The sequence below is a fragment of the Ensifer sp. 38_S197 genome (genome assembly GCF_056924495.1).
Genome location: NZ_JBXOVZ010000001.1, coordinates 1,185,330 through 1,205,107 on the forward strand (window position 1 = coordinate 1,185,330; position 19,778 = coordinate 1,205,107).

The 19,778-nt window shown below is 63.4% G+C and carries 19 protein-coding genes; 6 read left to right on the forward strand and 13 right to left on the reverse strand.

Features of this window, described 5'->3' with window-relative positions:
- Positions 1-42 precede the first annotated feature (42 nt).
- Positions 43-1,152 carry a 3-isopropylmalate dehydrogenase gene (gene leuB / locus AC1Z3V_RS05390; protein WP_483497673.1) on the forward strand — a complete coding sequence of 370 codons (1,110 nt, stop codon included), beginning with the start codon at positions 43-45 and terminating at the stop codon, positions 1,150-1,152.
- Positions 1,153-1,268: 116 nt separating this feature from the next.
- Here the strand turns inward: leuB and AC1Z3V_RS05395 are convergent, their stop codons facing one another.
- The 12 genes from AC1Z3V_RS05395 to AC1Z3V_RS05450 all read right to left on the reverse strand — a co-directional run bounded on the left by AC1Z3V_RS05395 (position 1,269) and on the right by AC1Z3V_RS05450 (position 13,706).
- Positions 1,269-2,018, reverse strand: a complete 750-nt coding sequence (locus tag AC1Z3V_RS05395) for an SDR family oxidoreductase (protein WP_483497674.1) — start codon at positions 2,016-2,018, stop codon at positions 1,269-1,271.
- Positions 2,019-2,038: 20 nt separating this feature from the next.
- Complete coding sequence (locus AC1Z3V_RS05400; protein ID WP_483497675.1) at positions 2,039-2,881, reverse strand: fumarylacetoacetate hydrolase family protein; 843 nt, start codon at positions 2,879-2,881, stop codon at positions 2,039-2,041.
- Positions 2,878-4,197 carry a phosphopyruvate hydratase gene (gene eno / locus AC1Z3V_RS05405; protein ID WP_483497676.1) on the reverse strand — a complete coding sequence of 440 codons (1,320 nt, stop codon included), beginning with the start codon at positions 4,195-4,197 and terminating at the stop codon, positions 2,878-2,880. Before eno ends, AC1Z3V_RS05400 begins: the two co-directional genes overlap by 4 nt.
- The gene (locus tag AC1Z3V_RS05410) at positions 4,194-5,189 is read right to left on the reverse strand and encodes a phosphotransferase (protein WP_483497677.1); all 996 of its coding nucleotides are present in this window, start codon (positions 5,187-5,189) and stop codon (positions 4,194-4,196) included. Before AC1Z3V_RS05410 ends, eno begins: the two co-directional genes overlap by 4 nt.
- A gap of 93 nt (positions 5,190-5,282) precedes the next feature.
- Positions 5,283-6,356: a hypothetical protein gene (locus tag AC1Z3V_RS05415; protein WP_483497678.1), complete on the reverse strand. Its 1,074-nt coding sequence runs from the start codon at positions 6,354-6,356 to the stop codon at positions 5,283-5,285.
- Positions 6,353-7,252, reverse strand: coding sequence for an SMP-30/gluconolactonase/LRE family protein (locus AC1Z3V_RS05420; RefSeq protein ID WP_483497679.1), 900 nt, complete (start codon positions 7,250-7,252; stop codon positions 6,353-6,355). The genes AC1Z3V_RS05415 and AC1Z3V_RS05420 overlap by 4 nt, the downstream gene beginning before the upstream one ends.
- A 9-nt stretch (positions 7,253-7,261) precedes the next feature.
- On the reverse strand, positions 7,262-8,374 hold the full coding sequence (locus tag AC1Z3V_RS05425; protein ID WP_483497680.1) for a mannonate dehydratase: 1,113 nt from the start codon (positions 8,372-8,374) through the stop codon (positions 7,262-7,264).
- Positions 8,375-8,393: 19 nt separating this feature from the next.
- Complete coding sequence (locus tag AC1Z3V_RS05430; protein ID WP_483497682.1) at positions 8,394-9,179, reverse strand: SDR family NAD(P)-dependent oxidoreductase; 786 nt, start codon at positions 9,177-9,179, stop codon at positions 8,394-8,396.
- A gap of 107 nt (positions 9,180-9,286) precedes the next feature.
- Positions 9,287-10,279: an ABC transporter permease gene (locus AC1Z3V_RS05435; RefSeq protein WP_334197304.1), complete on the reverse strand. Its 993-nt coding sequence runs from the start codon at positions 10,277-10,279 to the stop codon at positions 9,287-9,289.
- Entirely contained in the window at positions 10,276-11,820 is a 1,545-nt protein-coding gene (locus AC1Z3V_RS05440; protein WP_483497683.1) for a sugar ABC transporter ATP-binding protein, read from the reverse strand. Before AC1Z3V_RS05440 ends, AC1Z3V_RS05435 begins: the two co-directional genes overlap by 4 nt.
- Positions 11,821-11,891: 71 nt before the next feature.
- On the reverse strand, positions 11,892-12,851 hold the full coding sequence (locus AC1Z3V_RS05445) for a substrate-binding domain-containing protein (RefSeq protein WP_429819503.1): 960 nt from the start codon (positions 12,849-12,851) through the stop codon (positions 11,892-11,894).
- A 111-nt stretch (positions 12,852-12,962) separates the two neighbouring features.
- The gene (locus AC1Z3V_RS05450; protein ID WP_483497685.1) at positions 12,963-13,706 is read right to left on the reverse strand and encodes a FadR/GntR family transcriptional regulator; all 744 of its coding nucleotides are present in this window, start codon (positions 13,704-13,706) and stop codon (positions 12,963-12,965) included.
- Positions 13,707-13,906: 200 nt separating this feature from the next.
- On the opposite strand from AC1Z3V_RS05450, the gene uxuA reads away from it, so the two are divergent.
- Together uxuA and AC1Z3V_RS05460 are read left to right on the forward strand one after the other, a co-directional pair.
- Entirely contained in the window at positions 13,907-15,097 is a 1,191-nt protein-coding gene (gene uxuA, locus AC1Z3V_RS05455; protein WP_483499561.1) for a mannonate dehydratase, read from the forward strand.
- An 8-nt stretch (positions 15,098-15,105) separates the two neighbouring features.
- Positions 15,106-15,798, forward strand: a complete 693-nt coding sequence (locus AC1Z3V_RS05460) for an RraA family protein (RefSeq protein ID WP_483497686.1) — start codon at positions 15,106-15,108, stop codon at positions 15,796-15,798.
- Between the two features lie 30 nt (positions 15,799-15,828).
- Here AC1Z3V_RS05460 and AC1Z3V_RS05465 read toward each other — a convergent pair whose 3' ends face one another.
- On the reverse strand, positions 15,829-16,311 hold the full coding sequence (locus tag AC1Z3V_RS05465) for an Lrp/AsnC family transcriptional regulator (RefSeq protein WP_334197309.1): 483 nt from the start codon (positions 16,309-16,311) through the stop codon (positions 15,829-15,831).
- Between the two features lie 100 nt (positions 16,312-16,411).
- Between AC1Z3V_RS05465 and AC1Z3V_RS05470 the strand changes: the two genes are divergently transcribed.
- The 3 genes from AC1Z3V_RS05470 to AC1Z3V_RS05480 are packed head-to-tail and all read left to right on the forward strand — an operon-like array spanning position 16,412 to position 19,569.
- Entirely contained in the window at positions 16,412-17,911 is a 1,500-nt protein-coding gene (locus tag AC1Z3V_RS05470; protein ID WP_483497687.1) for an aminotransferase class V-fold PLP-dependent enzyme, read from the forward strand.
- Complete coding sequence (locus AC1Z3V_RS05475) at positions 17,904-18,779, forward strand: MBL fold metallo-hydrolase (RefSeq protein WP_483497688.1); 876 nt, start codon at positions 17,904-17,906, stop codon at positions 18,777-18,779. Before AC1Z3V_RS05470 ends, AC1Z3V_RS05475 begins: the two co-directional genes overlap by 8 nt.
- Before the next feature lie 7 nt (positions 18,780-18,786).
- A complete protein-coding gene (locus tag AC1Z3V_RS05480; protein ID WP_429819492.1) occupies positions 18,787-19,569 on the forward strand; it encodes a sulfite exporter TauE/SafE family protein in 783 nt (260 codons plus the stop codon).
- Positions 19,570-19,778 lie beyond the last annotated feature (209 nt).

The window sequence follows — 19,778 nt, forward strand, 5'->3', positions numbered from 1 at the left end:
GCCATGCCGCTTAAATCAGACTGAAATCACAGGAGTGCCGAAATGGCTCGTAAGCTTTTCATCCTTCCCGGCGACGGCATCGGCCCGGAAGCCATGGCGGAAGTCCGCAAAATCATCGCCTACATGAATGCCGAGCTTGGCGCCGGCTTCGTGACGGACGAGGGCCTGGTCGGCGGGTCGGCCTATGACGCCCACGGCCAGGCGATCTCGGAAGCGGACATGAAGAAGGCGCTGGCCGCCGACGCGGTGCTGTTCGGCGCCGTCGGCGGTCCGAAGTGGGATGCGGTGCCCTACGAGGTCCGCCCGGAAGCCGGTCTGCTGCGCCTGCGCAAGGACCTCGAGCTCTTCGCCAACCTGCGCCCGGCGATCTGCTATCCGGCGTTGGCGGCCGCCTCGTCGCTGAAGCCGGAGCTCGTCGAAGGCCTCGACATCCTGATCGTGCGCGAGCTGACCGGCGGCGTCTATTTCGGCGAGCCGAAGGAGATCGTCGATCTCGGCAACGGCCAGAAGCGCGGCATCGACACCCAGGTCTACGACACCTACGAGATCGAGCGCATCGCCGGCGTCGCCTTCGAGCTCGCCCGCACAAGGCAGAACCGCGTCTGCTCGATGGAAAAGCGCAACGTCATGAAGTCGGGCGTGTTGTGGAACCAGGTGGTGACCGAGACGCACAAGGCGAAATATGCCGACGTTCAGCTCGAGCACATGCTGGCCGACGCCGGCGGCATGCAGCTGGTGCGCCAGCCGAAGCAGTTCGACGTCATCGTCACCGACAACCTGTTCGGCGACATGCTGTCGGACGTGGCGGCGATGCTGACCGGCTCGCTCGGCATGCTGCCGTCGGCCTCGCTCGGCGCCCCGGATGCGGTCAGCGGCAAGCGCAAGGCGCTCTACGAGCCGGTGCATGGCTCGGCCCCGGACATCGCCGGCAAGGGCATTGCCAACCCGATCGCGATGATCGCCTCGTTCGCCATGTGCCTGCGTTACTCCTTCAACCTGACGAAGGAGGCCGACAATCTCGAAAAGGCGATCGCCAATGTGCTCGACCAGGGCATCCGCACCGGCGACATCATGGCCGAAGGCGCGAGGAAGGTCGGCACGACAGAGATGGGCGACGCCATCCTTTCCGAGTTCAAGGCGCTGTCGGCCTGATCAGCGGACGATGCCGCATGGCACCGGCCCGGCGCCGGCCACCACCCGACAAACAGGCACCTCCGGAGCGCATCCGGAGGTGTCTTGCGTTTGACGCCTTGAGCGACAGTATCGCCTCAGATCGTGATGCCGCCGTCGATGTTGATCGCCTGGCCGGTGATGAAGGCCGCCTCGTCGGAAGCAAGAAAGGCGCAGATGGCAGCGACCTCCTCCACCGTGCCGAAACGCCCGGCCGGCTGTCGGCTGATGAAGGACCGGTAAGCCTCGTCCCGGCTTCCGAGTTTCTCGCCGAGTTCGCCGATGCGGTCCTCTAGCGAGGGCGAGGCGACCGTTCCGGGGCAGACCGAATTACAGCGAATGCCTTCCGACACGTAATCCGCCGCGACTGCCTTGGTCAGGCCGATGACGCCGCCCTTGGCGGCGCCGTAAGCGGCGCGCCGCGGAAAGCCCTTGATCGAGGAGGCGACCGAACCGATGGTGATGATGCTGCCGCCATCAGCCTTCATCTTCGGGACCGCACCGGCGATGACGTTATAGGCGCTGTCGAGGGTGATGTTTACCGAGCGGCGCCAGTCGGCAGCCGAGCATTCCTCGATCGTGCCCTGATGCACATAACCGACGGCATGCACCAGGATATCGATCCGTGCGAAGGTGTCGAAATAGGCGGCGACAGCTGCGTGATCGGTCGCATCGAGCCGCGTCGTCGCGGCGCCGTCAAGGGTGGCGAGCAGGTCGGCGTTGATGTCGCTGGCGTGAACCTCGGCGCCCTCCGACATCAGCCGCTCGGCGACGGCACGGCCGATACCCTGGCCGGCCGCCGTGACCACGGCCACGCGTCCGGCCAAACGTTCCGTCTTTCGATTCATGGTGAGCCCTTTCTGTAAGCCTAGAGTGACTGAACGATCTGGCGCTGGCGGCCGAGCCCGTCGATGCCGAGTTCCACCACGTCGCCGGGTTTCAGATAACGCGGTGGCTTCTTGCCCATGCCGACGCCTGGCGGGGTGCCGGTGCAGATGAGATCGCCGGGCTCAAGCACGCAGAACTCGCTCATGTAGGAGACGATGGTCGCGACATCGAAGATCATGCGCTCGGTCGTGCCTGCCTGCATGCGTTCGCCGTTGACGTCGAGCCACATCGAAAGCGCCTGCGGATCCGGCACCTCGTCACGGGTGACGAGCCACGGACCCGTCGGGCAGAAGTTTGGGAAGCTCTTGCCCTTCACCCATTGGCCGCCGCGCTCCATTTGCCAGGCGCGTTCAGAGACATCGTTGACAACGGTGTAGCCGAAGACATGGTCCATCGCCTCGCTACGCGAAACATTCAATGCCCGCTTGCCGATGACGATGCCGAGCTCGACCTCCCAGTCGAGCTTGGACATCGTCTTCGAATGGAGGATCGGATCGTTCGGACCGCAATAGGTACCGGCCGCCTTGTTGAAGAGGATTGGTTCAGCAGGCACCGGCAGCCCGGCTTCAGCAGCATGGTCCGAATAGTTGAGGCCGATACACCAAATGTTGCGCGGTTGTTTGATGGGAGCGCCGATACGCGTCGACAAAAGCGCAACCTCGGGAAGTGCGTCGAAATCGGCCTCTGCCAGCTGCGCGTTTACAGTTCCAATCGTTTCGGGCGTGACGTCCTCGATCAACGAGGATACGTCCCGTGCTTTGCCGTTCTTGTCGAGTATGCACGGTTTTTCGCGACCGATGTCGCCTATCCGGATCAATTTCATACCGTTGTCCTATTGTTCTTTTTAGACCACCAGGTGTTGTGCAGCGGCGCGCCGGCCACGAACGCGCTGGCACCGAGCTGCTCCTGGATTCGAATGCACTCATTCCACTTGGCCATCCGCTCCGATCGCGTGAAAGAGCCAACCTTCAGCTGGCCGGCGCCGAGCCCTATGGCGAGATGACTGATGGATACGTCCTCCGTTTCTCCCGAACGTGCCGATACGACCGATCGCCAACCAGCCCTTTCGGCGGTGAGATAGGTTTCCACGGCTTCCGTGACTGTTCCTACCTGATTGACCTTAATCAGCACGGCATTACAGGCGCCATTGCTGGCTGCATCGCGGACGAGAGCCGCATTTGTCACGAGATAGTCGTCGCCGATTATCTGGACACGCCCCCCGAAGCGGGTCGTAAATGCCGCCATACCTTCGATATCGTCCTCGGCCAGAGGGTCTTCGATCGACGCGATCGGATAGGTATCGAGCCATCGGCCCAGCTGGTCGATCATCTCGCCCGAATCCAGTTCGCGATTTTCCAGCGCCAATTTGTAGCGGCCGCTCCGTCCGAACTCCGAGGCAGCAACGTCAAGCGAGATGACGACCCGGTCGCCCGGTGTCTCGCCCGCTTTCACGATAGCGTCGCATAACGTCTCGAGCGCCTCTTCGTTGCTATCGAAAGCGGGCCACCATCCGCCCTCGTCCGCCACCCCCGCAAGCCGGCCTTTTCTCGCCATAATATCGCCGGCGGCGAAGTAAACGGCATTGGTGATCTCCATCACCTCTTCGAAACTCGAGGCGCCCGGAACCATGATCATGAAATCCTGCACGTCCACGCGCCTGCCTGCGTGAGCCCCTCCGCCGAATATCTGGATCTCGGGCAGAGGGATGGACGCCTGCCGGCTATATGCGCTGGCAACACGGCGCCACAACGGCTCGCGGGCGGCCGCAGCAGCGGCGCGCAACACCGCAAGTGACACGGCGACTGTGGCGTTACCGCCGAGAACCGCCTTTGATGGCGACGGGTCGAGCGCGCAGAGGACAGCGTCTGCTCCTGATTGATCGAAGACGTCCCTTCCGATCAGCGCCCTCGCAATCGGCTCGTCGATATTTGCCACGGCCTTTGCAACGCCCTTGCCGCACAAGCTGCTGCCGCCATCACGCAAGTCGGTGGCTTCGCGGGTTCCTCTCGAGGCGCCGGCCGGTGCGATCGCGCGGCCTTGCGCTCCGCTGGCAAGCGTAATTTCGGCCTCGACGGTCGGGTTTCCCCGCGAGTCCCAAACGCGCCGGCCCTTTATCCCGGCGATTTGCGTGTCTTTCATTTGCAGAGTTCCTCGGCCCAGGCCCGCGTTATATCGGCCAGGGTGGCTGGGGGTGACTGGATCAGGTTACGGGCAAATTGGCGGACGAAGTCCTTGTCCGTGCGTGTCGTGATGTATTCGACCGGCGATTTTCCGTCGACGCGCGCCAGCAGAAGAGCTGGCAAAAGCCTCGCAGCCCGGGCCTCAAGCACAATTGCCGGCTCCCAGGTCACTCCCGCGAGATATGATTTCACGAGAGCCTCGAAACTGTACAGAAGCTCCGCCGCATCTTGCCGTCGCCAGATACACTTCAGCAGCAGGTGATTGAGACAGAAGGCAAGATCGAAGCATGGGTCGCCATAGCAGGCACATTCTGCATCGAGGATGATCGGGCCGTCCTGGCCAATCAGAATGTTTTTTGGACTGACGTCCCCGTGAACAAGTGCGGTCTTCGTGTTCATCACGTCCCGCGACAGTGCAAGAAGCGGTGCTGCAAGATCAGGATGCACCTGCGCCGTCGCTTCAAGATAGGGCTCAAGGCGGATCGAGTGAAAGACCTCGTCATTGGCGAAGCGGCGGCCGATATCTTGCGAGTGCGCGGTCGCCGCATGAATTACCGCGACAACGCTCCCCAGACGACGCGCGAACGTCACATCGACGCGCCCATTGCGCAGCTCCTCCTTCCAGACCGGGTTTTCGGAAGGATTGAAATAGGTCATCGCGAATGCACCGAGCGACGGATCATGTGCAAGGATGCGCGGGACGGCATCCGGAGCGACCTTTGCAGCCTCGAGCATCCATTCGACCTCGCTGGCGTTTCGCGTGACCGGCGCTTTCCAGTCCTGGGCTACGCGCAGGCTCGCCAGCGCCTTCTTGACGACGAAACTCGTTTCATTCGTCGTGACCTTCCAAATGTCCGATGCGACGCCGCCGGTCAGCGGCTCGATCGCCCACGCCTGCTCATCCTGGACCTGCCCGGACCTGTGAAGGAATTCGAGAATGGCGGGATCCACATTTCCGGCCCCGAGTATGCACGCAAGACGAGACATGACTTGCCCCAATGAAAAATGCTGACCGGCCAGGCATTAGTCGGCCAGCAGTGACCACTAAACTTGTCGAACTGCAGCCAGGCTTGTCGCGGCCGCGTGCCCGGCAGGATTGCTGATGGGAGCGACTTCGACCGAAAGCCGATAGTGGGTGGTGAAGGTCTGACCCGGCTCGAACGCAATCGCCGTTGCAACGCCCGATAACGCCAGCGGGTTGGCCGCCGTAGAGACCGCCGGTCCGAGATCGAAGGCAGAAGCGATCGGCTCGACGCCGAGCGCCACGTGGCGCCCGTTCCAGGGATAGGCCTTGCGGCCGCGATTGCTGAACCAGAGTAGCAGGCTCGGAAAATGATCCTTCTGCCAGGTGAGCCGCGCGCGAAACCCCTTGTCGCGGTAGTGGAGCGCGAGACTGCCGTCGACACCTAAGAGCTGCAGCAGATCCTCGGTTTCTTCGTTAAGCGGCACCTGCGAGGCGTCGATTGTCGCACTGCTGCGCGTCTCGACTTCGCCGAGCGATGGCCATTGCCGATCGGGCGAGAACAAGGCCGCGCCCGGTTCGACGTCGCCGGGGAAACTCCAGACGCCATCATAGGCACCGGGTTCGATAGTGACCGAACCCGGGCGGCTCGACAGCCGGAACGTCGGATGCAAACCGATCGGCAGGCGGCATGGCCGCCGCGCTTCGATTTCCAGGGTGATGTCGACGGCGGCCGCGTTTGGATCCGGCATAATCCTCCGCCGCAAGAGGCCGATCGGATGGTCCTCCGGGTAACGGCATTCCATGGTGATCTGATGGTCGTCGCAAGCGCCCCAACCCCAGTGCGCATTGGCGCTATGGCCATGGGGCACGCCGGCGCCATCGAAACTTTCGCCTGTCGCAGACCAGCCTGCGGGAAGCGCCCGATCGGCATCGCCGCCGAAGGGGACGCAGGGCCATTCGCCGCGCAATTCCTGCAGGATTTCGGGCAGCGCCTCGCGCTCGAGATCATTCCCCCAAGGTGCCACATGCAAGGGACTGACCTGCCGCCCGTTCGGCAGCAAAAACAGCACGGGGCCGAGCATTCCGCCGAGCGACTGCACCGAGAGGCAGCCATGCGCCCAGGCAAGCGCGCGTCGTTTCGTCTCCGTGCTCACCTGGTTGTCACTCCAAACCGGTTTTCCGGGAGGCCGGGAACTTCGACGCGCATGGCATAAAGGCTGCCGGCGAGGCGTTCACCGGGGCCGGAAAGAATGCCGGCGGTGGTGATATAGAGCGTCTTCAGATCGGCACCACCGAAGGTGCAGGTGGTGATGTTGGTCACCGGCATGTCGATCACTTCGGCAAGGCGGCCATCGGGCGCGATCCGGGCAATGCAGCTTCCGCCGAAACGGCAGTTCCAGAGGAAGCCTTCGCTGTCGATCGTCGAGCCATCGGGCGAGCCGCGATCGAATCCGGCGAAGAAATGCCGTTCGCCTGAAATCGCCCCCTCGGCTGCGTCATAGTCGAAGGCATAGATTTCGTTTGCCAACGTGTCGGCGAAGTAGAAGGTGCGCCGGTCCGGGCTCCAGCAGAGCGTATTGGAGATGCCGAGCCCATGGCACCACTCGGTGACGGCGCCATCGGGCGCAATCCGGTAGAGAACGCCTTCGTCCGGGCCGGCCTCGCCAAGTTCACCATCGGGCAGGACGTTGTTCTTCATCGAACCAACCCAGAAGTTGCCCGCGGGATCGGTACGGCCATCATTGAGCCGTACCCGCGGCGCGCCAGGCAGGCGGAAGCCGTGATCTTCGCGCCGGTCGGCCTTCGGCCACCACCAGACGAGTTTCGAACCGAGAGCAACGAGCAGGCGGCCGGCATCCTTTGTCAGCGAGATGGCGACCACCGGTTCGTCGAACAGCCAGGTTCTGACCGCTTGCGTTGCCTCGTCGTAGCGGTGCACGAGAAAACGGTTGATGTCCGTCCAGTAGACGGCCGCCTCGTCCGCGGACCAGACGGCGCCCTCACCGCAGCGGTCGCCGACGGGCGCGACACAGACAAGCTTACGGGCCATCGCTGCCTCCTATTCCGCCGCCATGCTTGCAGGGATCGAGCGCGATGGCCCGAGCGCCTCGGCGTTCTGCACCAGCGCCTTCATGTAGCCGAGCGCAAAAGCCTTGCCCGCATGCCAGGAGGCGCCGCAGGTCATGGCCGGCGTATGGTCGGGGATCATCACGCCCTGGTAGTTCTCGTCGCGCAGGATGCGGATGATCTCGGCCATGTCGATGTCGCCCTCATCGACGAAGGTCTCGACATAACGCGGCATCTTTCCGCGCACGTTGCGGAAATGGATGTAGCCGATGCGGCCGGAGCGGGCAAAGCGGCGGACATGATCGTAGATGTCGCCGCCCGGCATCTCCTGCAGCGAGCCGAGGCAGAGCTCCAGCCCGTTCGAGGGCGAGTCGACGATCGCCATCAGCCGATCGTATTTCTCCGGGCGGTTGACGAGCCGCGCCGTGCCGCGCAGTTCCTCCGCCGGCGGATCGTCGGGGTGGGCGCCCAGCACGACACCCGCCTCTTCCGCGACCGGCACGACCTCCTTCAGGAAGCGACCGAGGCGGTCCCAAAGTTCCGCCGAGCTGACGGAAACGGGGATGGCGCCGGCGACGCCGCGGCGATAGCGCATGTTCCAGACCATGCCGTCAGGGATCGGCGCATCCGGGGCCGGCGCAATGCTGTTTTCGACGCCGAAGCCGACGGACTCGGCACGGCCGCGGGCGTAGGGCCCGCGGGTCCAGCCATAGACGCCGGCGAGCGAGAAATTGTAGCCGATGCAGGGGATGCCGGCGCGGCCGGCGTCGCGGATGAGCTGCTTCAGGCCCTCGATCTGTTGCGCCCGTTCCGGTCCGTCGAGAAGCACGTCATGCCAGAAGCGCGGCGAAAAATTCTCGATCGCCGCCACCTCAAGGCCGCCGGCGCGCACATCCTTCACCAGCGCCGACAGCTCCTCGAAAGACCAGAGCCGATCGCCGGAGCAATCGCCCCAGCCGCCCTGATCGCCACTGTCGATCTTCGGATCTTTGCCGGCGAAATAATTGGTCAGATGCGCGACGACATGGGTCGCACCCGCCTGCAACGCAAATTGGAAATTATCCGGGGTGAGTTGCTCCCGGTAGAGCCCAAGGCCGATCTTCATGTTGACGTTTCCTGTCTGATTACTTGACGCCGATACCAGCGGTGAGGCCACCGTCGATGCGGAAATCCGAGCCGGTGACGAAGGCGGCGCGGTCGGAGGCGAGGTAGGCGACCAGTTCGGCCACCTCCTCCGGTTCGCCAATGCGGCCGATCGGGTGCGCCGCACCGAAGCGGGCAAAGGCTTCCGCCTCGCTAACGCCCTCGCCGCCATAGGTGCGAGCCGCGAGCGACAATAACGGCGTGCGCACCGAGCCGGGGCTGACCGAATTCACCCGAACCTTCACCGCCGCGTGGTCGAGCGCCATGGCGCGGGTCAGCGCGTGGATCGCCCCCTTGGAGGCAACATAGGCGGCAACGTTCTGCTGGCAGGCATGGCCCTGCACCGAGGAAATGTTGACGATGGCGCCGCCGCCACGCTTCACCATTTCGGGAATGCCGAAGCGACCGGTAAGATAGATCGAGCCGACATTGACCGACAGGCAGCGCGCGAAGGTCTCGGCGCTGGTATCGAGCACCGTGCCATAGGGATGGACGGCGGCGGCATTGACGATGATGTCGAGGCCGCCGTGGCGCAGCACCGCCTCGCGGACCGCCGCTTCGACCTCGGCTTCCACGGAGACATCTGTCAGCCGCGTCGACATCGGCAGGTTGCGCTCGCCGGCGATCTTGTCGAATGTCTCGTTGGTCGCAAGGTCGTTGCCACAGGCGAGCACGGTTGCGCCGGAGGAGGCCAGGCGGATCGCCGAGGCGAGACCGATACCGGACGTGCCGGTGACGAGTGCGATTTTTCCTTTGAATTCAGTCATGATTGTCTCCGCGATGGATCGCGATGATTTGGATCGGCGGCGACCCAAGATCATAAGCGTGATCGATTTTCGTGAGGGCCGCGGGATGCGAGCACCCCGCGCCGGTCTCAGCGCACCCGTTCCAGAACCTGGTTCAAGAGCACGGCGCCGAGAATGATCCCGCCGCGCACGACGTATTGCCAATATTCGCTGACATTCATCAGCGTCATGCCGTTGGAGATGCAACCGAGGAACAGGACCCCGATCAGCGTGCCCCAAATGCGGCCCTTGCCACCAAAGAGCGAGGTGCCGCCGATGATCACGGCCGCGATGACGTCGAGCTCCATGCCCGTTGCCGTCGTCCCGGTTCCGGCGCCGATCTGCGAGGCAATCAGCGTGCCGGAGACGGCGGTGAGCGCGCCAGTGAGCCCCAGCGTCAGCGCCTTTACCTTCCAGATATCGATGCCGGAGAGGCGGGCTGCCTCCATGTTGCCGCCAACGGCATAAACCTCGCGGCCGAAGCTCGTATACTTCATCAGGAAATGCATGCCGGCAAAGGTGAGCGCAAAGATATAGACGGGGAACGGGATGCCGAAGAGATAGCCGCCGCCGAGGAAATCGAAGCCGAGCGGGAAGGACGACATCGGGAAGCCGCCGGTGATGAGATTGGCGACCCCGCGGAGCGCCGCAAAAAGCGCAAGCGTGGTGATGAAGGTCGGCACGTTGAACCATTGCCGGAAACGGCCGGTGAGATAGCCGAGCATGAAGCCGAGCAACAGCGCCACGGCAAAACCGACCGTGACCGCGCCCCAATCGCCGAGTGCATCGGTGAAGCGGTCGGCAAACCAGGCAACGATGCAGCCGGCAAGGGCCGCGCCCGCCCCGACCGAAAGGTCGATCTCGCCGCTGATGATGACCGCCGTCATGCCGAAGGCGATAATGCCGAGCATCGAGACCGTGCGCAGTACGTTCAAGACGTTGCTGGTCGAGGCAAAGCCGGGCGCGACCAGGATCAGGAAGATCACCAGCGCCGCGAGAATGATCTCCATCGGATAGGTCTTGAGGAACTTGAGCGGTGTGTTCTGTCCGCCGGCCTCGGTCGTTTGGCTCACAAGTGTCATTGCTTGGCCCCTTCCATGCACAGGCCGTAGAGTTCGGTAAGATCGGTTTTCGTCGGATCGACTTCGGCGACAACAGCGCCGTGGTGCATCACCAGGATGCGATCGGCGACTTCGAGGACCTCCTCGAGTTCCGTCGAGACGAAGATGCTAGCGAGGCCGTCGGCCGCCTTCTGCCAGATGATGTCGAAGATCTGGCGCTTGGCCTGAACATCGACGCCGCGGCTCGGTTCATCGAAGAACATCACCGAGGGCTGCCGGTTCAGCCATTTGCCGATCACCACCTTCTGCTGGTTGCCGCCGGAAAGCGACGACACCGGCATTTCCGGGTCGCCGCACTTGATATGCAGATCGGCGATCTGGCGGCGCACATGCGGTTGTTCGCGCCGGCGCGAGATGAAGCCCCTGTTCGAGATCGGGCCGAGGCTGGCCATGCAGAGATTGTCGGCGGTCGAGAGCGACTGTACGAGCCCGACCTCCTTGCGGTTTTCCGGCGTGTAGCCGAGCCCCGCCTTGCGCATATCGCGCGGGCTCGCGCCAGTCATGATGCGGCCATCGAACCTGACGGAACCGCCGTCGACCCGGTCGGCGCCGAAAATCGCGCGCATCAGTTCCGTGCGCCCGGCGCCAAGCAAGCCGGCGATGCCGAGGATTTCGCCCGGATAGAGGTCGAAGGAGACGTCGTGGAAATGCCCTGACCGGCTGAGCTCGCGCACTTCGAGCACGGGTTTGGTGCGATCGAGCGCGCGCCGCGGCGGACGCGTGGCGCGCGCTGCATCGCCGAACATCATGCCGACGATGGCCGAAGGCGTCGTCTCTTTCATCGCAACCGAGCCGATGTAGTGGCCGTCGCGAATCACCGTACAGGTGTCGGCGATCTCGAAGAGTTCGCTCATGCGGTGGGTGATATAGATCATCGTCACGCCGCGGGCGCGTAAGCGTTCGATCAGCGCGAAGAGCTGCTTGACCTCGCGGGTGGCGAGCGCCGAGGTCGGCTCGTCGAGCAACAGGATCGACGGGTTGAAGGACATCGCCTTGACGATCTCCACGACCTGCTGCTGGCCGACGCTGAGGGCGGAGACCGGCTGGCGGGAATCGAGCGCAAGCCCCATGTCGGCGAGCAGTTCGCCAGCGCGCCGGTGCAGGCCCGCCCAGTCAACGACGCTGAAGCCGGCGCGCCGCCGATGCGGCAGCCGGCCGAGAAAGATGTTCTCGCCGACCGAAAGCTCCGGCACCAGCGAGAGCTCCTGATGCACGGTGACGATGCCGGCGGCGAAGGCGTCATGCGGCGAGGTGAAGTGGCGGTCCTCGCCGTTGACGCTGATCATGCCGGATGTCGGCTCGGTGACGCCAGCGAGAAGCTTGACCAGCGTCGACTTGCCCGAGCCGTTCTTGCCCATCAGGGCATGCACCTGGCCGGGTGCGAAGCTGTGGGTGAATTCGGAAAGGGCGACAGTCGGGCCGTAACGCTTGGTCACGGCCCGAAAGTCCAGCCGTCCCTGAATCCCTTGCAACGCGGCTGACCTTGGTTGCGGATAGCTCATGCGGATTTCCTACTGTGCGCGGTGAAGGAGCGACGGGACAAGGCTCCCGCCGCCAGTTCACTTCCGGGCCCTTACTTCAAGGCCTTGAGGCCTTCCTTGTAGGCAGCGACGCCTTCCGCGTCGGCGCGGGTCAGAGGCAGAACCGGCACGTTGACCTTCGTCTCTATTTTCTTGCCGTCGAGTAGGTTCTGCGCGGCTTCGATCGCCTGCTTGCCGACCTCGAGCGGCTGCTGCGCCGTCGTTGCCTGCAGCACATTGTCGGAATTCAGCAGCATGTTGGCGAGTTGCTCGGAACCGTCGGTGCCGAAGACGAAGACCTTGCCTTCGAGGCCTGCCTTCTTCACCGCCTGAACGGCGCCGATCGTGCCGCCTTCGTTGGCGGCATAAATCACCCGGATGTCGGGATTGGCTGTCAGCATGTCGCTTGCAACAGCGAGGGCCTTCTCGGCAAGCCAGGCGTCCTGCTGAGCGACGATGTCGACCTGATCCTTGACGACGCTCAAGAAGCCCTCGACGCGGGCATTGGACTGTTCGGGCAGCAGCGCCTTGAAGGCGAGCGTGCCGATCTTGACCTTCTCGCCATTGCCGAGCGTCTTCAAGAAATCGGTCGCAGCCTTGCCGGTGCCGATGCCGATATCGCGGTCCGAGCTCGTCACGGTCGCCTGGGCGACGTCACCGTTGGCAGATGTGCCATAGGTCACGACCGTGATGCCGGCGTCGCGCGCCTTCTTCAGCGCCGGCACCGAGGCATCGGCCGAGAGCGGCGCGACGACGATCGAGTTCACCCCGCGAGCGATATAGGTGTCGATCAGCTGGGCTTCCTTCTCCAGCTTGCTGTCGCTATTGCCGGCAAGGAGCTCGTCTCCGGCCGCTTCCGCTGCCTTCTCCATGCCGATCTGGATGCCGCGGAAATACTGGTCCTGCTGAAAGACGATGCCGGCGATCGCCTTGCCGCCTGCAAAGGCCGCGCCCGGCGCAAAGCTGACGGTGGCAAGTAGCGCGGCAAGCGCCAGACGTTTCATGTTGCTCATATTGGTTCTCCTCCCAAGTGCCCTGTGCGTGCCGCCGGACCAACGGGCGAGTGGATCCGGCAAACGGCCGCCAGCACCGCCAAGGCGGCGTGGCTCAAATTTCCAATGTGTTCATCGCGCCTGCTGACCGCCCGGCACGGCATCGACGAAGCGGATACCGAACTCCAGATGCCGGCTCATCAGGTAGACATAGGCAATGCGGTCACGAGCCTTGAGCGCCCGGATGATCTCGGCGTGCGCCTCGAAGGTTTCCGCATGCACCGTGCGCTCAGCCTTGCCGAGCCGCATGACCTCCTCGATCACCGAGCGCAGCATGTGGTAGGCGGCCATCGTCGTGCGGTTGCCTGAGAGCTCGACGATCGCCGAATGAAACTCGTAGTCGCAGCGCGCCGCATCCTCGACGGTCTCGGCCTCCAGGATCCGCGCATTGATCGCATCCAGCCGGGCTAAGTCGTCATCGGCAGCCGTCAGGATGATGTGCTCGCCGACGCCTGTCTCGATGATGCGCCGGAAGCCCTGGAGATCCCGGAACGAGTCGGGTGAAATCCCATTGTGAAAGGCGAAGAGCCGCCGGATCGCCTCGCCGTGTCCGCCGCTGATGACGGCGCCGACCTTCGGCCGTGTCTCGACCATGCCATAGGCGCGCAGCACCTGCAGCGCTTCGCGCACGGTGTTGCGGCCGGCCTGGAACTGCTCGCCGAGATCGCGCTCGGTCGGCAGTGCATCGCCGATGCCGAGGCCGCGCTCGGAGATCATGTCGCGGATCTGCTCGACGAGACGATCGACGGCCGAGGTCTTGCCTGGCTCGACCGCCTCCACCCCCGACAATGCATCTTCCCGTACCGAACTGCTCACCGGCCATCCTCCCTGCGATGTTTATTTGTTGGTCCAGATTGCGGCGTCAGTCAAGCGCAAACTCGAAAAATCTGCATCACGGCATGATAACTGGGCTAAATCCTCGTTTCACGGCTTGAATTGTTGGACCAATCGGACATTATTGATCAACGTGGTCCAACAATAGACACGGAAGCGGGTAGGAGTTCTGCATGAGACTGATGGAAGAGTGCTTTCGCTGGTACGGGCCGAACGATCCGGTGCCGCTCAGCCATATCCGGCAGGCAGGCGCGACAGGGATCGTATCGGCGCTGCACCACATCTACGACGGATCGCCGTGGCCCGACGAAGCGATCCTGGAGCAGAAAGCACTGATCGAAGCCGCGGGCATGCGCTGGAGCGTCGTCGAGAGCATTCCGGTGCACAATTCGATCAAGCTCGCCACCGCCGAAAGCGCTCGCTACATCGGCTGGTACAAGGACACGCTTCGCGCCCTGGCGCGGGCGGGCATAACCATCGTCTGCTACAACTTCATGCCGGTGGTCGACTGGACGCGCACCGAGCTGATGCAGCCCTTGGCGAACGGTGGCTACGCGTTACGCTTCGATGCGGTCGACTTTGCCGCATACGACCTCTTCGTATTGAAGCGCCCGCATGTCGAGGATAGCTACGCCGAGCGGCAGATTTTCGCCGCCCGCGAGCGCTTCGATGAGATGGACCAGGCGAAGATCGACCGGATCGAGCGCAATCTCATCGCCGGCCTGCCGGCAACCGAGCGCCAGTTCAACCGGGCGAGCTTTCTAGCCGCCCTTGCCGAATACGATGGCGTGACGGCCAATCACCTGCATGCCAACCTGGCGCACTTCCTCAGGGAGATCGTACCGGTCGCCGAGGAAGTCGGTATCCGGCTTTGCATTCACCCCGACGATCCGGCCTTTTCGCTCTACGGCCTGCCGCGCATCGTCTCCACCGCGGCGGATGTCCGGCAAATCCTCGCCGCCGTCGACAGTCCGGCCAACGGCATCACCTTCTGCACCGGCTCCTATGGAACCCGCGCGGAAAACGACCTGCCGGCCATGGTCCGCGAATTTGGCCCGCGCATCCATTTCGCCCATCTGCGCAACGTTCAGCGCGAGGAGGACGGTTCCTTCCATGAGGCGGACCATCTCGGCGGATCGAGCGACATGCCGGCGGTGATCTTCGCGCTGATGCAGGAACAGGAACGGCGTGTGCGCGACGGCCGCCGCGACTGGCAGATTCCGCTGCGGCCGGACCATGGGCACCTGCTGGCCGACGATATCGGCAAGGAGCGGATCAATCCCGGTTATTCGCTGATCGGCCGGCTGAAGGGCCTCGCGGAAATCAGAGGCGTCATGCAGGGCATCGCAACCGCCATGGCGCACAAGGCTTGAGGGAAGAAATGAACCATTTTGAAGACGATACCGAACTGTTTGCCGCCATGCGCAGTCGGCTGTTCACGGCCGTGGTCGGCGATATCCTGGACACCATGGGCCTGCAGCATCAGTTCCTGCCACCGCAAATCCGGGCGCTTCGCGACGACATGGTCGCTGTCGGGCGGGCAATGCCGGTGCTCGAGGCCGATTTCTTCGCGGCCGCCGAGACAAGTGGAAATTCGGCGTTCAGCGCCAAGCCGTTCGGCCTGATGTTCCACGCGCTCGATAGCCTGAAGCCCAACGAGATCTATGTCTGCTCCGGCTCCTCGCCGCGTTATGCCGTCTGGGGCGAGTTGATGTCGACACGGGCGCTGAAGCTGAAGGCGGCGGGTGCGATTTGCGATGGCTATTGCCGCGACAGCGCCGGTATTCTTGCGCTTGATTTCCCGACCTTCTGCTACGGATCCTATGCACAGGACCAGGGCCCGCGCGGCAAGGTCGTCGACTACGGCATTCCGATCGAGATCGGCGGCATCCGTATCCGGCCGGGCGACATTCTCTTCGGCGACCGCGATGGCGTGCTCGTCATTCCGCGCGAGGCTGAGCGGGAAGCAATCGCGCTGGCTTTGGAAAAGGCCGAAACCGAAAACAAGGTTCGCCTCGCGATCGAGGCCGGCATGAGCACCGTCGAGGCGTTCGAGCGTTTCGGCGTCATGTGATCGATGTGGAGCGCCGGGAGCGCCGGCGCCTCATTTCAACCGGCTGAGGTCCACGGGGCGATTGTTGATGATCGCTTCCATCGAGAAGAAGCCGGTGACGGTTGCGAGGTCGAAATTGGTGATCAGCTTCTGATAGAAACTATCGTAGCCACGCATGCCCTTGGTCACCACCTTGATCAGATAGTCCCAATCACCCCCGATCCGATAGAAGTCGATCACCTCCGGCAGCCGCTCGACATGCTGTCGGAAACCATCGCTCCACTCCTTGGAGTGATGACGGGTGCGGATCATCACGAACACGGTCAGATCCAACCCCAGCGCACTCAGATCGATGTCTGCGTGCGAGCCCCGGATCAGTCCGATCGACTGCAGACGCTGAAGGCGCCGCCAGCATGCATTCTGTGACAAGCCGACCTTTTCAGCCAGGTCGCGCTGCGAGAGCGACGAATCTTTTTGCAATGCGGTAAGGATGTTCAGATCGAAGCCATCGATTTTGAACGAAGATTCGATCATTTGAAACAATCCATGGCCGAAACTGCAGAAAATAGGTGAACTTTTCGACCGTGGACGAGATTACAATTGCTGTCAATGTTCGCTCCGAGGAGTCAGCGAGATGATCGTGCCTGCCGTCCACCGCCAGCCCTTAGAGGCCCTTACCCCCCTTTCCCGTTTCCGCCAGGCTTTGAGTGGCCCGGACGTGGTTGCCGACCTTCGCGACGGTCTCGTCGGTGCCAAGGCGAAGATCGCCGGTCCCTATGGGATGAAGGACCTGGTCTACGCGGACTATGTCGCCTCGGGCCGCGCTTTGCGTGTGATCGAAGACTTCGTGCTCGAAGAGGTGCTGCCCTATTACGCCAACAGCCACACGGAGGCCTCCTATTGCGGAGGCTTCATGACCCGGATGCGCCGGGAAGCGCGCGCGCTGATCGGCGAATTCTGCGATGCGACGGCAGAACACGCGGTGATCTTCACCGGGTCGGGCGCGACCTCGGGCATCAACCGCCTGGTCAAGCTGTTCGGCGTCGCCGAAGCTGCAGCAGCAGGCAAACGGGTCCGGGTCATTATCGGCCCGTACGAGCATCACTCCAACATCCTGCCCTGGCGCGAAAGCGGTGCCGAGATCATCGAACTGACCGAGTGCCCGGCGGGCGGGCCAGATCTTGCTGAACTTAGCGAAGCGCTCAATGCCGGTTCGCCTGAGCTGACGGTCTGCACCCTCTCGGCCGGATCGAATATCACCGGGATCACCAGCGACGTCGTCGCGATCACGAAGATGGTCAAAGCTGCCGGTGCCAAGATGATCTGGGATTATGCCGGCGCCGGCCCTTACGTTCCGGTCTCGATGGCGCCAGCCGCCGGAGCAGAGATCGACGCCGTCGTCATCTCGCCGCACAAGTTCATCGGCGGCCCGGGTGCCTCCGGCATTCTGATCGTGCGCCGCGACGGCGTCGCCACGAACAAGCCGACCTGGCCGGGCGGCGGCACGGTCAAGTTCGTTTCGCCCGATACGCACGACTACAGCGGCAGCCTTGAGGCACGCGAAGAAGCCGGAACGCCGAACGTCGTCGGCGACATCCGTGCCGCACTCGCCTTCATCGTCAAACATGCGATCGGGCTTGAGGAGATCGCGAGCCGCAACCGCGCGCTGTCCAGGCAGGCGTTTGCCGCCTGGAAGGCCGTGCCGCAACTGGAGCTGCTCGGTCTTCAAGAGCCGGATCGCCTGCCGATCTTTTCCTTCCGCATCAGGAACGGCAAGGGCGGCTATGTCCACCAGCAGCTCGTCACCCGCATGCTCAGCGACCGCTTCGGCATTCAGGCGCGCGGCGGCTGTGCCTGTGCCGGGCCTTACGTTCACCGGCTGCTATCGATCGATGCGGCGCATTCCGAACAGATCCGCCAGGCGATCCTCGCCGGCGAGGAGATCGAGAAGCCCGGCTTCACGCGGTTGAACTTCAGCGTCCTGCTCTCGGACGAAAAGGTGAAGTACATCCTCGACTGCGTCACGCAGCTCGCGGCGGACGCGCCCGCCTTCGAAGCCGACTACGATTTCGACCCCGCCCGCGCGATCTTCTTCCCGTGCGCCACGGCTGAAGAGGCCCTCGCCTATGCATAAGCCCGATGTTACCGGCTTCTACGATCCCCGCACTGGCAGCATACAATATGTCGTTGCCGATCCGGCGACCGGCAAATGCGCGATCATCGATCCGGTACTCGATTTCGACGAGAAGTCCGGCTCGACCGCCACGTGGAATGCCGACGCGATGCTCGACCATATCGCCGCCAAGGGTCTGACGGTCGAGTGGATCCTCGACACCCATCCCCATGCGGACCATTTCTCGGCAGCGCGCTATCTGAAGAGCCGGACCGGCGCCCCGACGGCGATCGGCGAACACGTCAAAGGCGTGCAGCGGATCTGGAGGGAGATCTACAACTGGCCGGATTTTGCTTGCGACGGCTCGCAATGGGACCGGTTGTTTGTCGACGGCGCGACGTTCCGGATCGGCGAACTCAAGGCCCGAGTCATCCATTCTCCCGGCCATACGCTGGCATCGATCAGCTATGTAATCGGCGACGCAGCCTTCATCCATGACACGCTGTTCATGCCCGACAGCGGCTCGGCCCGCGCCGATTTTCCCGGCGGCAGTGCGAGGGATCTCTGGCGTTCGATCCAGGCGATCCTGGCGTTGCCGGACGAGACACGCCTCTTCACCGGCCACGACTATTGCCACGGCGGCCGCGAGGCACGCTGGGAAAGCACCGTAGCGGAGCAGAAGGCCACAAACCCGCACGTCACCGGCAAGACCGAGGCGGACTACATCAGCCTGCGCGAGGCGCGCGACCGGACCTTGCCGATGCCAAAGCTCATTCTGCATGCGCTGCAGGTGAACGTTCGTGGCGGCGAACTGCCGGCTGCCGAAGACAACGGCCGGCGCTACCTGAAGATACCGCTCGACGCCCTTCCCGGTTCGGTCTGGGGGTAGCGGCATCGTGGCGGACCCCTTCCAGCAAATATTGCTCGCGATCGGCTCCGGTTCACTGACCGGCTTCACGCTCGGCCTGATCGGCGGCGGCGGCTCGATCCTTGCAACTCCGCTGCTGATCTATGTCGTCGGCATCCGCGACGTGCATACAGCGCTCGGCACCGGTGCGCTTGCCGTTTCCGCCAACGCCTATCTCAACCTTATCAGCCATGCGCTTCGCGGCCATCTGTGGTGGCGGTGTGCATTGATCTTCACCGTCGCCGGCTCGCTCGGCGCCTATTTCGGCTCCAGCCTCGGCAAGCTGGTCGATGGACAGCGGCTGCTGTTTCTCTTCGGCCTCGTGATGATGTTCGTCAGTTTCGCGATGCGAAAGGCGAAGGGCCAGGCGGCCAGCACGCCGCAATCGCTCTCTGCGCTCACCCATGGCAAGACCGGCCTGACGGCCTTGCTGACTGGCACCTGTTCCGGCTTCTTCGGCATCGGCGGTGGCTTCCTCATCGTTCCCGGACTACTGCTTGCGACCGGCATGCCGCTCATCAACGCGGTCGGCACCTCGCTTCTCGCCGTCGGCACCTTCGGCCTGACGACGGCGATCAACTATGCATCCTCGGGCTTGGTGGATTGGCGCGTCGCCGGCTACTTCATCACCGGCGGCATTGCGGGCGGGATTGTCGGCACGATCGTCTCCACCCGACTGTCGACCCACCGCGATGCGCTGACCCAGATCTTCCGCGGCATCATTTTTTCCGTCAGCCTCTACGTTCTCTGGCGCAGCTACATAGCGCCGTGATCCCATCCCCCGGTCTTTAGCCGGCGACCGCAAAGCGCGCTTGGATGCTATCGCGAGGAGGCTCGGGGTCGACATCGGCGAACTCTTCCTCGGAGGGCAGCCGGCCTTGATCGACATTGGGCTGGCTTATATTCCGCAGGTGCCGCGCGGCCGCGTGCCTTTACCGAAACTGTTCAGCCCTCGAAATCGCCGAAGAGGCTTTGCAGCCG

Bases quoted from the DNA above. Each gene is read 5' to 3' on its own strand.
- leuB (WP_483497673.1), top strand. From the start codon at position 43: ATGGCTCGTAAGCTTTTCATCCTTCCCGGCGACGGCATCGGCCCGGAA.
- AC1Z3V_RS05395 (WP_483497674.1), bottom strand. From the start codon at position 2,018: ATGAATCGAAAGACGGAACGTTTGGCCGGACGCGTGGCCGTGGTCACG.
- AC1Z3V_RS05400 (WP_483497675.1), bottom strand. From the start codon at position 2,881: ATGAAATTGATCCGGATAGGCGACATCGGTCGCGAAAAACCGTGCATA.
- eno (WP_483497676.1), bottom strand. From the start codon at position 4,197: ATGAAAGACACGCAAATCGCCGGGATAAAGGGCCGGCGCGTTTGGGAC.
- AC1Z3V_RS05420 (WP_483497679.1), bottom strand. From the start codon at position 7,252: ATGGCCCGTAAGCTTGTCTGTGTCGCGCCCGTCGGCGACCGCTGCGGT.
- AC1Z3V_RS05425 (WP_483497680.1), bottom strand. From the start codon at position 8,374: ATGAAGATCGGCCTTGGGCTCTACCGGGAGCAACTCACCCCGGATAAT.
- AC1Z3V_RS05430 (WP_483497682.1), bottom strand. From the start codon at position 9,179: ATGACTGAATTCAAAGGAAAAATCGCACTCGTCACCGGCACGTCCGGT.
- AC1Z3V_RS05435 (WP_334197304.1), bottom strand. From the start codon at position 10,279: ATGACACTTGTGAGCCAAACGACCGAGGCCGGCGGACAGAACACACCG.
- AC1Z3V_RS05440 (WP_483497683.1), bottom strand. From the start codon at position 11,820: ATGAGCTATCCGCAACCAAGGTCAGCCGCGTTGCAAGGGATTCAGGGA.
- AC1Z3V_RS05445 (WP_429819503.1), bottom strand. From the start codon at position 12,851: ATGAGCAACATGAAACGTCTGGCGCTTGCCGCGCTACTTGCCACCGTC.
- uxuA (WP_483499561.1), top strand. From the start codon at position 13,907: ATGGAAGAGTGCTTTCGCTGGTACGGGCCGAACGATCCGGTGCCGCTC.
- AC1Z3V_RS05460 (WP_483497686.1), top strand. From the start codon at position 15,106: ATGAACCATTTTGAAGACGATACCGAACTGTTTGCCGCCATGCGCAGT.
- AC1Z3V_RS05465 (WP_334197309.1), bottom strand. From the start codon at position 16,311: ATGATCGAATCTTCGTTCAAAATCGATGGCTTCGATCTGAACATCCTT.
- AC1Z3V_RS05470 (WP_483497687.1), top strand. From the start codon at position 16,412: ATGATCGTGCCTGCCGTCCACCGCCAGCCCTTAGAGGCCCTTACCCCC.
- AC1Z3V_RS05475 (WP_483497688.1), top strand. From the start codon at position 17,904: ATGCATAAGCCCGATGTTACCGGCTTCTACGATCCCCGCACTGGCAGC.